The organism is Frankia sp. RB5 (assembly GCF_059816245.1).
On record NZ_JCBATA010000027.1, the window covers coordinates 1 to 16,091 of the forward strand.

Here is a 16,091-nt window from a genome sequence, read left to right on the forward strand (position 1 = left end):
TCTGGCTCGGCAGCCTGAAGTCCAACATCGGCCACGCCCAGGCCGCCGCCGGCGTCAGCGGCGTCATCAAGATGATCCAGGCCCTCCAGCACGAAACCCTCCCCAAGACCCTGCACGCCGAGCGGCCATCCCCGCACATCGACTGGTCCAGCGGGGCCGTCGCCCTGCTCACCGACGCCGTCCCCTGGCCCCGCGAGCCCGACCGCCCCCGCCGCGCCGGCATCTCCGCCTTCGGGATCAGCGGCACCAACGCGCACGTCATCATCGAGGAGGCGCCCCCGGCCGGCGCGTCCGCGGCCGAGCTCCCCACGCCCGCGCTACGCCCGGGCAGTCCGGTGCCCTACCCGCTCAGCGCGCGCACGCCGCAGGCGCTGCGCGCCGCGGCCGAGCGGCTGGCGGCCCACCTGTGCGCACATCCGCGGTCCGATCCGATGGACGTCGCGCACACCCTTGCCGGACGCTCCCGGTTCGAGCACCGTGCCGTCGTGCTCGCCAGCCCGGCGAGCGCGGTCGACCAGCTCCGGGCCCTGGCGGCGGACCGCGCGGCGCCGGGGGTCGTGCGAGGCGGCGGCGCCGCGCTCGCGGGGCGCCGCCTGGCGATGCTGTTCACCGGGCAGGGCAGCCAGCGCGCCGGCATGGGCCGCGCCCTGCACGCCGCCCACCCCACCTTCGCCGACGCCCTCGACGACATCTGCGCCCGCTTCGACCCCCACCTCGACCGACCCCTGCGCGACGTCATGTTCGCCGCCCCCGACACCCCCGACGCCGCCCTGCTCGACCGCACCGAATACACCCAACCCGCCCTGTTCGCCTACGGCACCGCGCTCTACCGGCTGGTCACCTCCTGGGGGATCACCCCGGCCGCGCTGGCCGGGCATTCCATCGGCGAGCTCACCGCCGCGCACGTCGCCGGTGTCTGGTCGCTCGAGGACGCCGTCACCGTCGTCGCGGCCCGCGGTCGCCTCGCGCAGGCATGCCGGGCGGGCGGCGCGATGATCGCGATCCGGGCGTCGGCCGACGACGTCACGGCGAGCCTGGTCGGGCAGGACGGGCGGGTGGAGATCGCCGCGGTGAACGGGCCGGCGGCCGTCGTGATCGCCGGGGACGCCGACGCGGCCGAGCGGATCGCCGCCGGCTGGGCCTCGCGTGGGCATGCCACCCGACGGCTGACGGTCAGCCACGCCTTCCACTCCCCGCACATGGATGGCATGCTCGCGAGGTTCCGGCAGGTCGTGGGCGGCGTCGACTACCGCCGGCCGGCCGTCCCGGTCGTGTCCACCCTCACCGGGGCGACGGACGAGGCCGAGCTGTGCTCCCCGGACCACTGGGTGCGCCAGGCGCGCGGCCCGGTGCGTTTCCTCGACGCCGTCCACCACCTCGCCGCCGCCGAGCGCGCGGACACGTTCGTCGAGCTGGGCCCGGACGCCGTCCTCACGGCGCTGCTGGCCGACTGCCTGCCTGCCGTCTCGGCGCAGCCGCCGTCCGCGCGCCCGCACGCCCCGGAAACGGTCGCCGTCGCCACCGCCCGCGCGCACCGGCCCGAGCCCGACGTCCTGCTCGCCACCCTCGCCACCCTCGACGTTCACGGCGTCGACGTCGACTGGCGTGCCGTACTGGGCCCGGCCGGCCGCCTGGTCGACCTGCCCACCTATCCGTTCCAGCGGCGCCGCCACTGGCTGAGCCCGCCATCCCCCACCCCCGCGCCCGGACCCGAGCCGGCCACGGAGAGCGGCACCGCGGCCGCCGCGGCGGGCCCGGAGCCGACGAGCGGTGCGGGCGGCTGGTGGTACCGGCCGGTGTGGCGCCGGCTCGACGCCGCCGACGTGACCGCGGCGGTCGCCGCACAGGCCGGTCCCACCCCGCCGCTCGGGGGGCACTGGGCCGTGCTCGTGCCACCGGCGGGAGTGGGAGGCGCGCTGGTCGAACGGGTGAGCTGGCTCGTCGAGCGCCTCGGTGGCGTCCCCGTGCCCGTCATGCTCGCGTCCGCGGACCGGCGGGCCATCGCCGAGCGGCTGACCACCGAGGGATTCACCGCCGCCGGCCCGCCCGTCGGCGGCCTGGTGTCACTGCTCGCCCTCGACACCTCTCCGTGTGCGGATCATCCCGGCCTCGGCACCGGGCTCGCGCTCACTGTCGCCCTGGCGCAGGCACTCGCCGACCTGCGCGTCGAGGCCCCGCTGTGGGCGATCACCACCGGCGCGGTCCCCACCGGCCCCGCTGATCCGGTCACCTGTCCCGAGCAGGCGATGATCTGGGGCCTGGGCCGCACCCTGGCCCTGGAGGCGCCGCGGACCTGGGGTGGTCTCATCGATGTCCCCCTGGACCGGGCGGGCGGGCTGGCCGACGAGCTCCGCGCCCCCGACGACCAGTCGCTGCTGTGGCTGGGAGTCGCGTTGACCGCCCCTGGCGGGGAGGACCAGTTCGCGGTGCGTCCCGACGGCCTGTGGGTCGCGCGGCTGCGGGCCGAGGACGGGCCCGGCGGGGCGCCGGCCGGCAGGCGGTGGAGCCCCGCCGGGACCGTGCTGATCACCGGGGGTACCGGAGCCCTCGGCGGGCAGATCGCCCGCGAGCTCGCCCGCGGCGGCACTGACCGCCTGGTCCTGGTGGGCCGGCGTGGCCCGGACACCGCCGGCGCCCGGGAGCTGGTCGGTGAGCTGGCGGCGCTCGGCGCCCGGGCCACCGTCGCGGCCTGCGACGTCGGCGACGCGGACCAGTTCACCGCGCTGCTCGACCAGCTGGCCGCGGGCGGCGAACCCGTCACCGCCGTGGTGCACGCGGCCGGCGTCGCCGGGCCGAGCGCCCCGCTGGAGCGGCTGGATCTGGCAGCGTTCGCCGACGTCCTCGCCGCGAAGGCGACGGGTGCCGCCGTGCTCGGCCGCCTGCTGGCCGACCCGCACACCGCCCTGCGCGAGGTCGTGCTGGTCTCGTCGATCGCGGCGGTGTGGGGCAGCGGCGGTCAGGCGGCCTACAGCGCCGCGAACGCCTACCTCGACGCCCTCGCCGCGACGCGGACCGTGACGGGGCGGCGGCTCACCGCGGTGGCCTTCGGGCCGTGGGCCGACGCGGGCATCGGCGCCGAGCCGGCGCTGCGCGACTTCCTGACCCGCCGCGGACTGCGCCCGCTGGACCCGCCGAGCGCGGCCGGCGCGCTGACCCACGCCGTCGCCGCGCGGCACCCGGCGTCCGTGGTCGTCGACGTCGACTGGGCGAGGTTCCTGCCGGCGATCACCGCGGCGCGGCCCAGCCGCTACTTCGAGGAGCTGGCCCTCCCGCCGACGCCGCGGTCCGACCCGTCCGGGGTCGGCGGCGCGACGGCGGCGCCGCCCACGCTGCCCGCACCGCGCAGCGGCGCCGAGTACGCGGACCTCGTCCGTGCCCAGGCCGCCGCCGTCCTCGGCCACGACACGCCGGCGGACGTCGATCCGCGCCGGCGCTTCCTTGAGCTGGGATTCGACTCCCTCGCGTCGGTCGAGCTGCGCCGCAGGCTCGCCGCGGCGACCGGACTGCCGTTGGGCACGCAGGCCGTGTTCGAGCATCCGACCGTGGCCGACCTCGCGGCGCATCTGCGCTCGATCGCCGCGGACCGCGGCGATCAGCCGGACGCCACGCCCAGCCCGCGCCCGACGACGTCCACCGGCGCGGTCGGGGACGCGGGGGGAGACGACGGCGTCGAGCTGGCCGGCGGGGTGCGGTGGCTGTACCGGCAGGCCTGCGCGCAGGGCAGGTTCGCCGCGGGCGTCGGTGTGCTGCGCGCGGCGGCACGGCTGCGGCCGGTGTTCCGCACGGCGGGCGAGTTCGGCACGCCGCCGCGGCTGGTGCGCCTCGCGACCGGGCCGGCTCCGTTCGTGCTGGTCTGCCTGCCGTCCCTGGTCGCGCCGTCGGGGCCCCACAACTTCGCCCGGCTCGCCCTGCACCTGCACGGGCGGCGTGACGTGCACGCGCTGGCCCATCCCGGCTTCGGCGACGGGGAGCTGCTGCCGGCGAGTGCGGACCTGGTCATCGGGATGCACGCGGACGCCGTTGCGCGGGCCTTCCCGGGCCGGCCGGCCGTTCTCGCCGGCTACTCGTCAGGCGGCTGGCTGGCGCACGCCACCGCGGCGGCACTCGAGGAACGCGGTGTGCGTCCCGCTGCCGTGGCCCTGCTCGACACCTGGCTGCCAACCGACCAGATCCCCGAGGAGGACATCCACGAGGAGCTGCGGGGCATCGCCGTCAACGACCAGGCCTTCGCGCTGATGACCGAGGCCCAGGTGACCGCGCAGGGCGCCTATCTGGACCTGTTCGAGCACTGGCGGCCGCGGCAGGTCGAGGCGCCGGTCATGCTGGTGCGGGCGGCCCGACGGATGCCACGGCGCGTCGTCGCCGAGGATGTGACCGGGCCCGACCAGGCCTGGACGACGGACTGGGAGATGGGTCACGACTCGTTCGACGTGGCCGGCGACCATCAGTCGATGATGCACGAGCACGCCGAGACCACCGCCCGCGACGTGGACCGCTGGCTGCGGGGCCTGGAAGCGCGGGACGGGCATCCGGCACGGGATCATGATCGGGACGGCGGCGCGGGACGGCCTGCGGCGGGGGTGGGCCGGCTGCCGGCGCGGCCGAGCGTCTGACCCCGCCGACCGGCGCGGTGCCGTGGACCGGGACGAGGCGGCTGCCGCTGACGGTGCGCCGGCCGCCCGGTCGACGCGGAGGTTGGGATGCCCTGGGATGTGCGGTACGGGGACGGCACTGTCGCTCCGTACCGCACCCGCGCCGCACCGGGGCACGGCGGTTCGGGGGCCGGCCCGCGGCGGGGCGGGGCACCGGCCGAGGGGCGGCTCGTCCGTTCAGGGAATCGAGGCCAGATGGCGGCCGGTCGGACCGCGGCTTGCCGGCCGCGGTCCGCCTGACGTCGCGTCGATGAACGCCTGCGGAGTCCCGCCGGGTCAGGACGCCCCGGCGCCGGCCGGCAGCACGCGCCCGCACTGCTGGTCGCCCAGCACGTTGAAGCCCTTCCCCTCGGCATTGACCTGGACGAAGGACCAGCAGGTGATCTGCTTGCCGAGATCGCGGGCGATGTTCATCGGGGTCATCAGGAGCCCGCCGGCGTCGTACGAGGTGACGGCGCGCAGGCCGGACATGAAGCTCTGCCGGGTGGGACAGGGCCCGGCCGCCTCCAGCCCGCGCAGGTAGAGATCGGTGTCGATGTAGGCGGTGTAGGCGAGTTGCTGCTCGGGGTCGTTGTACTGCGGCGCATACCTGATCATGGCCTGGCGGTAGGCCTCGACGGCGGGACCGCCGCTCTCGAAGGGCCGGTAGAAGATCGGGATCGTCACACCCGCCATGATCTGCCCTGCTGCCGCGAGAAGCTGATGATCGTAGCCGCCGAAGGACAGGACGACCTTCATGCGCGGCGCCGCGGCGCGGATCGCGGCGACCACGGCCGGCAGCGCCGGACCGTTGATGATCACGACCGCGCTGTCGGCCCCGCTGGCCGCCACCCGTCTGCCGACGGAGGCGGGATCGTCGGCACCGTCGGTGAACGCGATGTTGTCGACGATGTCGATGCCCGCGGCCTGGACGCTCTGGGTCAGGACGGAGTTGGTGTCGCCCGTGCCGGCGGACAGCGCGGTGGCGACGACGGCGGTCTTCCCGGCGCCCTGGGACTTCAGGAAGTTGCCGAACACGTCGATCGGGCTGACGGTCGTGGCTCCGACCGTGAACATGTTCGGATGCTTCGACCAGGCATCGCCGACGGACAGGCCGCCGACGGGAATGCCCTTGTCGGCCAGGTACTGCGCGCTGCCATCCGCGACGAAGGAGAACTCCAGCAGGCCGAACACGTTGCGCTGCTCCACCAGGTACCGGGCGGCGGTCGCGTTGGCCGTGGGGTTGTCCTGATCGTCACGCCAGTCATAGACGATCTTTCGTCCGTGGATGCCACCCTTCTCGTTGGCGAGGCCGATCCGGGCATCCACCCCGGCGCGGGCCGTGGCGATGGCACTGGCGGTGGGACCGGTGTCGGGGTAGAGCAGCCCCAGTCGGATCTCCGAGGAACTCACGCCGGGGCTGTCGCACGCGGAGGCCGACGAGGAGGATCCGGAGCCGCAGGCGCCGGCACCCGCCGTTACGATCGCGAGCAACGCGGCTACGCCGAGTAGCGATGAGGAACGTCTAGGCATTCGGGAACTCCCGGGGAAGCATTACGAGTCTGATCGGCCGAAGCTCGTGACGCGACTTCGGGTGTGCACTGACGAGCGGCCGACTGTAGTCCCCTCGGGCCTACTGCCGGCGACACGCACCGTGTCGAGTGGAACACCCACACCCGGAGATGCTGGGCGTGTGCGTCGTCGACCGCGGTGCGTGAAAGGTGCGCGAATCTCGCCTGGCCGATCCGTTTCGTTGCCCCCGGACAGCATCGCGCGCACCTTGTGTGGCGAACGCCGACGCTGTGGATCTGATCAGTACGAGTCTGAGAACGCAGTCACTATAGGCGTGGGCTCCAGGGCGATGTGCCACCGGGCAGGACGCGGAGCGCGGCAACACCGTGGCGTTTTTCGACCGTTGGTTGCAGTCGCTTGCCGTCTCGTGATGTACGCAGCACGGAGCAGCATCGGCTCTTTAGCTCCGTCGGACCTGGGGTTGCTAGCTCGTTGGCTGGCGGGCGCCGATCGGGGCGACAGTGGAGAAACAATGCCGGCCAGGCATGAGATGCCGCCCCGGCATGGTGGCGGCCGGGGTGGTCGTGCGTATCGCGGCGCACCGGCACTCGATGGGGTGCCGGCGCGAGCTGGGCGGTCGGGCGAGCTGGGCGGTCGGTGTCGACGGGCGCCGGGACAGGGGCGCGACGGGCCTCAGCCCGCGCCGGGCGCGGCGGGGAGCTCCTGCCCGCACTGGGAGTCGCGCAGGACACCGAAGGCGTTGCCGGCGGGGTTGACCTGGACGAACGACCAGCAGGTGATCTGCCTGCCGAGGTCGCGGGCGATGTTCAGCGGCGCGATCAGACCGCCGGCGTCGTAGTTGGTGACGGCGCGCAGCCCGGTCATGAACGCCTGCCGGGTGGGGCACGGTCCGGCGGCCTCGATGCCGCGCAGGAAGAGATCCGTGTCGATGTAGGAGATCAGGGCCAGCTGCTGTTCCGGGTTGGGGAACTGCGGCGCGTAGGTGACCATCGCCTGGCGGAAGGTGTCGATCGCCGGGCCGCCGGCCTCGAACGGGCGGTAGAAGACGGGGATCACCGTGCCGGCCATCGCGGGTCCGGCCTGGGCGAGCAGCTGGCGGTCGTAGCCCGCGAGCGACATGATCACCCGCACTTTCGGGGCCGCGGCCCGGACCGCGGTCAGGATCGTGGGCAGGTCGCTGCCGCTGACCAGCAACATCAGCGTGTCGGCACCGCTGGCCGCGACCCGCTGGGCGACGGTCGCCGGATTGTCGGCGCCGGCGGTGTAGCCGATCGAGTCGACCACGGAGATGCCGGCGGCCTGGATACTGCGCGTCATCACGGCGGTGACGTCCCCCGTGCCGGCGGACAGCGCGGTACCGACGACGGCGGCCCTCGTCGCACCCTCGGACTTCAGGAAGTTGCCAAACAGGTCGATCGCGCTGACGGTCGTCGCTCCGATCGAGAACATGTTGGGATGCTTCGACCAGGCGTCACCGATCGAAAGGCCGCCGACCGGGATGCCCTTGTCCGCGAGGTACTGCGCGCTGCCGTTGGCGACGAAGGAGAACTCCAACACGCCGAAGACGTTCTGCTGCTCGATGAGGTTCCGGGCTCCGGTCGCGTTGGTGGTCGGGTTGTCCTTGTCATCGCGCCACTCGTAGACGATCTTGCGTCCGTTGATGCCGCCCTTCGCATTGGCCAGGCCGATGCGGGCGTCCACGCCGGCGCGTCCGGCCGCGACCGCGGTGGCCGTCGGACCGGTATCCGGATAGAGGAGGCCGAGCCGGATCTCGTTCGCGCTCACCCCCGGGCTGTCGCAGGTGGCGGACGCGGCTGACTGCCCGCTCTGTCCGCAGGCTCCGGCCCCCGCGGCCACCAGGGCCAGCATCATGGCGACTCCGGAAACGCTTAACAGACGACGAGACACGTGAGGACTCCTGAGGAACGTCGAGGACGGGTCGACCACTGCGCCGTAGTTCGAAGGGAATGGCGCGTGGGCCCTGCCACGGTGACGGCGCCGGGCGGTAGGCGGCCGCGGACGGGCACGACGCATCGCTTCCCCCGGCGTCCTAGCGGTCCTCCCTCGTCCGGGGAAGTGCGCGATCAACGCCAGCGGAGAAGTCGAGGCCGGCCGCCTCGGGTAATCGGGGCTTGCGCTCTCCGCCCATGACACTCCGTGTACAGATTGATGGGAACCTGATGGTGATGGCCTTGACCGGCCACCATTGATGATCGTTGTCACTATATGGGTGATCGAGGGTAGGCGAAAGGTGACGTTGCCGGTAGTCGGGATGGTGTTCTGCGGTTTTCCCGCCGTTGATGGCAGTCGTGACCTTAGGTGAAACGCCCGTGACAGCCGGCACGGGCCGCCGGGCGCGAGTGGGCGGGAAATCCGAAATTGCCCTGTTTGTGGACCTGGTTGGCTGCTGACCGGAAGCGCGGGAATGCCGGATCGGCATGGATGTCGCCGCGGAGGTATTGCCGGCTCAGGTTGCCGGTCCGCATCGGACTGTGCGCGCTCCGGCGCCGGGCGGAGATCCGGGCGGGCGGCGGAGAAGAGGAGGAGAAGAGAGGAGCCGCTGGAAACGGAGGCCCGCCGGGCGGCGCAATGCCTGATATGACGTTTCCCGACCGGGATGTGACCTGCCGAAATTCCGTCGCGGTCGCCGTGGCGGATCGCCGGACATGGATCTGGGCCGGACATGGATCTGGGCCGGACATGGATCTGGGCCGGACATGGATCGCGGGCCCGTGCGCCGACCGTCCCACGACGGCATCGCGCACGGGCCCGCGGCAGATCACCCGCGCTACTCGCGGAGCCCGGGCGGGCTCAGCCGCCCGCCCCGGCCGGCAGCTCGTGCCCGCACAGGTTGTCCCCGGCGACGTCGAACGCCGTGCCGGAGGCGTTGCCCCGGACGAACGACCAGCAGGTGATCTGCTTGTGGAGGTCCCGGGCGATGTTGAACGGGGTGATGAGGCCGCCGGCGTCATAGTTGGACGTGGCGCGCAGTCCTGACATGAAGCTCGCCCGGGTGGGGCACGGCCCGGCCGCCTGCAGACCGCGCAGGAACAGGTCCGTGTCGATGTAGGAGATCAGTGCCAACTGCTGGTCCGTGTCGCTGACCTCGGGAGCGAACTCGGTCATCCCCCGGCGGAAGGTGTCGATCGAGGGGCCGCCGGCCTCGAACGGCCGGAAGTACAGCGGGATCTCCACGCCCGCCATGGCTCCGCCCGCCTGCGCGAGGACCTGCTTGTCGTAGCCGGACAGCGAGAGGACCACCCGCAGGTTGGGCGCCCCGGCCCGGATGGCCTTCATCATCGTGGGGACCGAGTTGCCGTTGATGACCAGCAGCAGCGTGTCCGCGCCGCTGCGGGCGACCCGCTGGGCGATGACGGAGGGGTCGTCGACGCCAGCGGTGAAGGCGGAGCGGTCGACGATCTGCACGCCGGCCGCGCGGAAGCTGGCGGCGAACGACGTGCTGGCGTCTCCCGAGATGGCGGACAGCGCGGTGGTGAGCACGAAGGCCTTCGACGCGCCCTGGTTCCTCACGTAGTTGCCGAACAGGTCGATGGCGCTCGACGTCGTGGGGCCGATCGTGAACATGTTCGGGTGGTTCGCCCAGGCGCCGCCGATGGACAGGCCGCCCACGGGGACGTCGCGGTCGGTGAGGTACTGGGCGCTGCCGGCCGAGACGGCCGTGAACTCGAGGATCCCGAAGACCTTGCTCTGCTCGACCAGGTAGCGCGCCGCGGTCGCGTTGGCCGTGGGGTTGTCCTGGTCGTCGCGCCACTCGTAGACGATCTTCCGGCCGTTGATGCCGCCGCTGGCGTTCGCGAGACCGATGCGGGCGTCAACCCCCGCCCGACTCGCGGCCAGGCCCGGCGCGCTGGGGCCGGTGTTCGGGTAGAGCAACCCCAGGTGAATCTGTGTGGGGGTGACGCCTGGGCTGTCGCAGGCGCCCGCCGAGGCCGACCGGGTGCCCGAGCCACAGGCGCCGGCACCCATCGCCACCGCGGCCAACAGCGCGGCGGCGCTGGAGAAGGTCCATAACCGGTGGTGTTTCGAAGTGCGTCCTGGAGCCATCACTTTTCCTTTGTGGGTGGGCCTTGAGTCGTCACCCTGGGCGGGGAAGGATTGTTTGCTCTGCCGCAGGGGACAACGATGATCGCTACATAACGTGGACATCCGGGTGGGCGAAGTGGTGGTGGGGGGCGGCGGCGTGATGCTTCCCCGAACAGGGCTGCGATCAGCCACAACGCCCTGGCGGGGACCACCATCCGCGCACTCCGGCAGCTGATCTGACTATAAGGGTGACGTGTTTGGGTGGTCTCCGACCGCGCGGCATGGTTGCTGCTCCGTAGGCATGTTTTTTCCCCGTTGATTAGGGGAATGGCCCCTACTGGGTCAATGGGTGCTGTCTCGCCCGGTACTTTGCAGCCGCATGTCTGGAATGTCATGGTCTGGTCGTCGCGGAGGTGGCGGCCGCATGGGTAGGGAAACGGCCTCATGAGCACCTGGAATGCCGGTTCGGCATGGCGAGAGGCGCGCAAATACTGAAATGCCCTTTTTCGATGCGATGGTGAAGGCTGGCGTGACGCGCGCCTGACCGCTGGAGGACATGGGCTCCGGTGGCGGCGGACCTGCCGTCGGTGACGGGGCGCACGAGGAACGGGCCCGGACACGGTGCGCGTGGAGACGGTGCCTGCCGGGAGAGGGCGCTTGGGCGGGGACACCGAGCGACGGGTCAGCGTCGAGGGCCCCAGTCGGTGGCGGTGCGCAGATGAGCCTTGTCCACCTTGCCGGCCGCGTTGCGCGGCAGGGGATCGGTGAGGGTGGCCACGAACTGGGGGATCTTGAAGTCGGCGAGCTGGTCGCGGGCGAAGGTGAGCAGCTCCGCCGGGTCGACGGTGGTGCCAGGCCGGGCGACGACCGCGGCGGCGACCCGCTGACCGAGCTTGGGATCGGGCAGGCCGACGACGGCCACCTCCCCGACTCCCGGGTACGCCGCCAGCACCCGCTCCACCTCGATGCTGAAGACGTTCTCCCCGCCGCGGTTGATCATGTCCTTGATGCGGTCCAGCAGGTGGACCCGGCCGTGGCCGTCCACCCGGGCGAGGTCGCCGGTGCGTAGCCAGCCGCCGTCCAGAGCCTCGGCGCTCGCCTCGGGCCGCTGCCAGTAGCCGCTCATCAGCTGCGGGCCGCGCACGAGCAGCTGGCCGATCCCGGCGACCGAGTCCGGGCCCTCCAGGCGCAGCTCGGTGGCGGGCACGGCGACGCCGACCGAGTCGGCGTGGGTGAGCACCTCGTCGTGGTCGAGGCCGGTGACGGCCGACGCCTCGGTCAGGCCGTATCCGGGCGAGAACCGTGCGGTGGGGAACGCGGCGAGCAGTTCCGCCACCTGGCTCGGCGGCGTCGGCGCCGCGCCGTAGCTGAGCAGCCGCACGCCGGAGACGTCCACCTCGGCGAACGCGGGATGGCGCAGCGCCTGCCAGTACATGGCCGGCACCCCGTTGAGCGCGTCGATCCGCTCGTCGCGGATCGCCCGCAACCACGAGCCGGTCTCGAAGTGGGTGGCGATGACGACCGTGCCGCCGGACAGCAGCGCGGGCAGCCACTGCATGCCGAACGCGAGGACGTGGAACAGCGGCGCCGCGATCAGCGACCGCGTCCGCTCGGTCGGCCCGAGCCGCAGGACCCGGCGGCACTGCTCGGCCGCGGACAGCAACGACCGGTGCGAGAGCATCGCGCCCTTGGGGTTGCCGGTCGTCCCGGACGTGTAGAACAGCGCGGCGGTCGCCTCCGGATCGTCGGCGGCCCGCACGAGCGGGGGCCCGTCCGGCAGTCCGGCGGGGTCCTCGACGACGTGGGCGGCCTGGGCGTCCCCGACGATGTAGGCGATCTCCGGACGGGTGAGCCGCGTGTTGACGGGTACCGGCACCGCGCCCGCGAGCAGGGTCCCGAGCACGGTGGAACACCAGGCGGCGCCGTTGGGCAGGCGCACCGCGACCCGCTGGCCGGGGCCGACGCCCGCCGCGGCGAGCCCGCCGGCCACCCGCGCCGCCGCGTCCCACAGCTGTCGGTAGGTCAGCCGCTCGCCGGTGGCCAGGTCGACGACGGCCTCGTCGTCGGGCACCCGGCGCACGGTCTCCTCGACGGCGGGCACCAGCGTCGGCGCGATCCCGGTGAACCGCATCCCGGCGCCGGTACGGGCGACGCCGGTCGAGTCCGGCGGCGCTCCGGGTACGGCCAACCCCGGCGCGGCGGCGGTCATCGCGGCGCCGGCGTGCGGGGCGGACGCCGGCGCGGCGTCACCGGATCTGGTTACGGGACGGGACCCGGCGTGGACCGGCCCGTCGACGGTGACGGGCCGCTCCCACTCGCTCGGCATCGGCGACACTCCTCGGGCTGGACCGGCGCTGCGCCGGCCGACGCCGGACACCGAGGCTGGTGCCGACCCGTCGGCCACCGGACGAGGTCGGGAGCGGTGAACGACCACCGTGCCCGCACCCTCCGGAGGTCGGGGAAGCACACACGAGCCCTGATGCGCCCCATGACACTCATGGTGTGTCCTATGACACTCAGGTTCGACAATCGTGTCAAGGATTCCGCCTTGGCCTCAGAGACTGAGCGCTTGCGTTCGCGTTCGATTTCCTACTGTGACCGTGAGGGGGTTGTTTCTGATCCCTCCCCGGATGTCATCGCGGAATGGTGGCGTTGTGACCAGGGATCGGTACTCTCAGATGTGACCAGGTGCGCTGGGTGACGGTTCGAGGCGGTGCGTCGCGGGTGATCTCGGTCGAGGTGGGTGCGTCGGGGGTGCGCCGGCCCCCTGGTGGGCGGCCGGCGGGCATCGGGCCTCCTGCGGCCCGGTACGGAACGCGCCTGACCGCCGATCCTCTGGTGATGGGTTCCGGGGTCGAGTGTCGAGATCCTGCGAACAGTGATGGTTGCGTCGCGGGGCGCTCGCGGCCGGGGCGCCGCGGGTGGACGGCCGTGCATCTTGCCAGGGCGACATCTGCGGGTGACGCGGGCCAGGTATCGTCACCCAACCCGGTTCATGTCGCGGCCGGGACGCGGGTGTGGGGCCGCGCCGGCCCCTCCATCCGCGCGGCCCGTCCCGGGAAGGTGCGGATGACCCTCGGCGGTCCCCTCTACGCCCTCTACACCCGCCGGCTGCGCCGCCAGGTCGTCGCCGGACCGCTGCCCACCCATGTCGGCCTGGTCATGGACGGCAACCGTCGCTGGGCCCGCGAGATGGGTATGGCCAACCCGAGCCTCGGCCACCGCTACGGCGCCGAGCACGCCGAGGACGTCCTGTCCTGGTGCGAGGCCGTCGGCATCCGGCACGTCACCGTGTTCGTCTGCTCGACGGAGAACCTCCAGCGCCGCGGCGACGCCGAGGTGGCCTTCCTGATGGGGGTCATCGAGCAGGTGGTCTCGGACCGGCTCGGCCGGCCCGACGCCCGCTGGCGCGTGCACCTGGCCGGCATGCTCGACGCCCTGCCCGACAGCACCGCCCGGGTGCTCAAGGACGCGGTCGAGACGACCCGCACCTGCGAGACCGGCTTCCACGTCACGCTCGCCGTCGGCTACGGCGGCCGGCAGGAGGTCATCGAGGCGCTGCGCGAGCACCTGCACGAACGCGCGGAGGCCGGCGACTCGCTCGCCGACGCCGCCGCGTCGCTGACCATGGACGACATCGCCCGCCACCTCTACACCGCCGGCCAGCCCGACCCCGACCTCGTCATCCGCACCTCCGGCGAGCAGCGGATGTCGAACTTCCTGCTCTGGCAGAGCGCCTATTCCGAGCTGTACTTCTGCGAGGCCTACTGGCCGGCCTTCCGTGAGATCGACTTCCTGCGCGCCCTGCGCAGCTTCGCCGCCCGCGGGCGCCGCCACGGCGGCTGAGCGCCCGTTCCGGCGAACGCTTCCGTCTGGCACTCGGTGCCATTACAGTCCTCTCGCAGGGAGTCGGGGCCGGTCCCGGCTCCGCCCCGCGAGCCCCAGGGAGACGCCATGGAGCAGTCCGTGCTGGAGCAGGCCGACCGCCCGGTCGAGGCCGCCGATCCCGCCGTGTCCGAGGAGGCCGGCCTGGTGGACGACCTGCTGGTCGAGGAGGTCTCCATCGACGGCATGTGCGGCGTCTACTGAGCACCGTCCCGCTCGGCGGGCCCGCCGGGTCCGCCGAGCCAGGGGCCGGCCACGCCGCTTCGGCCAGCACCGCCGCTTCGGCCAGCACCGCCGCTTCGGCCAGCACCGCCGCTTCGGCGGGCGCCGCCTCCCCGGCCGGCACCCGCTCCGCGCTCGGCACCGCGGCGTTCGACCTGGACCGGGCGTGGCGGCTGCATCCGCGGGTGTCGGTGCGGCCGGAGGCGTTCGGCGCACTGCTCTACCATTTCGGGACACGGCGGCTGTCGTTCCTCAAGGAGCCGGCGCTGCTGGCGCTGGTCGAGGCATTGCCCGCCCATCCCACCGCCCGGGCGGCGGCGGCCGCGATCGGCCTGCCCGCGGCCTCACTCGAGCCATACCAGCGGGCGCTGGCGAGCCTTGCCGCGTCCCAGATGCTCGTCCCCGCCTGACCTTCGTGAGAGTTCGTCCTCGTCCGAGGGCGGAAGGGAGTTCCGCGTGCCCACCACCGCCCCGGCGCGGCTCGTCGACCACTTCGCGCGGGGCCTCGCCGCGCCGATCTGCCTGACATGGGAGCTGACCTACGCCTGCAACCTGGCCTGCCGGCACTGCCTGTCCAGTTCCGGGCGGCGCGACCCGCGCGAGCTGACGACCGCCGAGTGTCGGGCCGTCATCGACGAGCTGGAGCGGCTGCAGGTCTTCTACGTCAACATCGGCGGAGGCGAGCCGACGGTGCGCGACGACTTCTGGGAGCTCGTCGACTACGCCACCGCGCATCACGTCGGGGTGAAGTTCTCCACCAACGGCGTGCGGATCACGCCGTCGGTCGCCGCGCGCCTGGCCGCCAGTGACTACGTCGACGTGCAGATCTCCCTCGACGGCGCCACCGCCGAGGTCAACGACGCGGTGCGCGGCGCCGGCTCCTACGACATGGCCGTGCGGGCGATGGAGAACCTGGCCGCGGCCGGCATGCGCGGGTTCAAGCTGTCCGTGGTCGTCACCCGGCACAACGTGGCCCAGCTCGACGGCTTCGCCGCGCTCGCCGACCGCTACGGCGCCCAGCTGCGCCTGACCCGGCTGCGCCCGTCCGGGCGCGGCGCCGACACCTGGGACGAGCTGCATCCCACCGCTGCCCAGCAGCGAGAGCTCTACGACTGGCTCGTCGCCGCCGGCGAGAACGTCCTGACCGGCGACTCGTTCTTCCACCTGTCCGCCTACGGCCAGGCGCTGCCCGGGCTGAACCTGTGCGGCGCCGGGCGGGTGGTCTGTCTCATCGACCCCGTCGGCGACGTGTACGCCTGCCCCTTCGCGATCCACGACGACTTCCTCGCCGGCAACGTGCGCGACGCGGGCGGCTTCACCGCCGTGTGGCGCACCTCGGAGCTGTTCGCGACGCTGCGCGAGCCGCAGTCGGCCGGGGCGTGCGCGTCCTGCGGCCACTACGACTCCTGCCGAGGCGGCTGTATGGCGGCGAAGTTCTTCACCGGCCTGCCGCTGGACGGCCCCGACCCCGAGTGCGTGCGCGGACACGGCGTCGACGCCCTGCTCGCCCGCGGCGAGGTCGCCCCGCCCCGCCCGTCCGTCGACCACTCCCGCCCCACCCGGGCCCCGCGCCGCGGCGGCCCGGTCCCGGTGACGATCGGCCGCGCCCCCCACCACACCCGCCCGGCCCCTCCGGTCAGCGCCTGCGAGGAGAATCCGCTGGCCGGCTTCGACCCGGCCCTCGCGCCGGCGCCGGCCGGGGAGTGACGGGGACGGCTCCACGGCACCCCGGCATCGCGGCACCCCGGCACCCCGGCATCGCGGCATCGCGGCATC

General features: G+C 73.2%; 9 protein-coding genes. 5 read left to right on the plus strand and 4 right to left on the minus strand.

The annotated features are described in order from the left end of the window. Positions 1–4,613, plus strand: a 4,613-nt coding sequence (locus AC6EXY_RS16260) for an SDR family NAD(P)-dependent oxidoreductase (protein WP_499842358.1), incomplete at its 5' end; no start/stop codon positions are given. Between the two features lie 315 nt (positions 4,614–4,928). Here the strand turns inward: AC6EXY_RS16260 and AC6EXY_RS16265 are convergent. The 4 genes from AC6EXY_RS16265 to AC6EXY_RS16280 form a co-directional block, all read right to left on the minus strand. Next, the gene (locus AC6EXY_RS16265; protein ID WP_243407473.1) at positions 4,929–6,044 is read right to left on the minus strand and encodes an ABC transporter substrate-binding protein; all 1,116 of its coding nucleotides are present in this window, start codon (positions 6,042–6,044) and stop codon (positions 4,929–4,931) included. Between the two features lie 792 nt (positions 6,045–6,836). Continuing rightward, positions 6,837–8,072 carry an ABC transporter substrate-binding protein gene (locus AC6EXY_RS16270; RefSeq protein WP_499818773.1) on the minus strand — a complete coding sequence of 412 codons (1,236 nt, stop codon included), beginning with the start codon at positions 8,070–8,072 and terminating at the stop codon, positions 6,837–6,839. 903 nt (positions 8,073–8,975) lie between these two features. Then, complete coding sequence (locus tag AC6EXY_RS16275; RefSeq protein WP_101831730.1) at positions 8,976–10,229, minus strand: ABC transporter substrate-binding protein; 1,254 nt, start codon at positions 10,227–10,229, stop codon at positions 8,976–8,978. 661 nt (positions 10,230–10,890) lie between these two features. Then, on the minus strand, positions 10,891–12,534 hold the full coding sequence (locus AC6EXY_RS16280; protein WP_243407471.1) for a class I adenylate-forming enzyme family protein: 1,644 nt from the start codon (positions 12,532–12,534) through the stop codon (positions 10,891–10,893). Positions 12,535–13,277: 743 nt separating this feature from the next. Here AC6EXY_RS16280 and uppS point away from each other — a divergent pair. The 4 genes from uppS to mftC all read left to right on the plus strand — a co-directional run bounded on the left by uppS (position 13,278) and on the right by mftC (position 16,022). After that, a complete protein-coding gene (uppS, locus tag AC6EXY_RS16285; RefSeq protein ID WP_101831729.1) occupies positions 13,278–14,054 on the plus strand; it encodes a polyprenyl diphosphate synthase in 777 nt (258 codons plus the stop codon). Positions 14,055–14,162: 108 nt separating this feature from the next. Further along, the gene (mftA, locus tag AC6EXY_RS16290) at positions 14,163–14,297 is read left to right on the plus strand and encodes a mycofactocin precursor MftA (RefSeq protein WP_101831728.1); all 135 of its coding nucleotides are present in this window, start codon (positions 14,163–14,165) and stop codon (positions 14,295–14,297) included. Then, positions 14,282–14,725, plus strand: a complete 444-nt coding sequence (gene mftB / locus AC6EXY_RS16295; protein WP_243407470.1) for a mycofactocin biosynthesis chaperone MftB — start codon at positions 14,282–14,284, stop codon at positions 14,723–14,725. Before mftA ends, mftB begins: the two co-directional genes overlap by 16 nt. Positions 14,726–14,771: 46 nt before the next feature. Further along, positions 14,772–16,022, plus strand: coding sequence for a mycofactocin radical SAM maturase (gene mftC / locus AC6EXY_RS16300; RefSeq protein WP_499818772.1), 1,251 nt, complete (start codon positions 14,772–14,774; stop codon positions 16,020–16,022). The last annotated feature ends 69 nt before the right edge of the window (positions 16,023–16,091 follow it).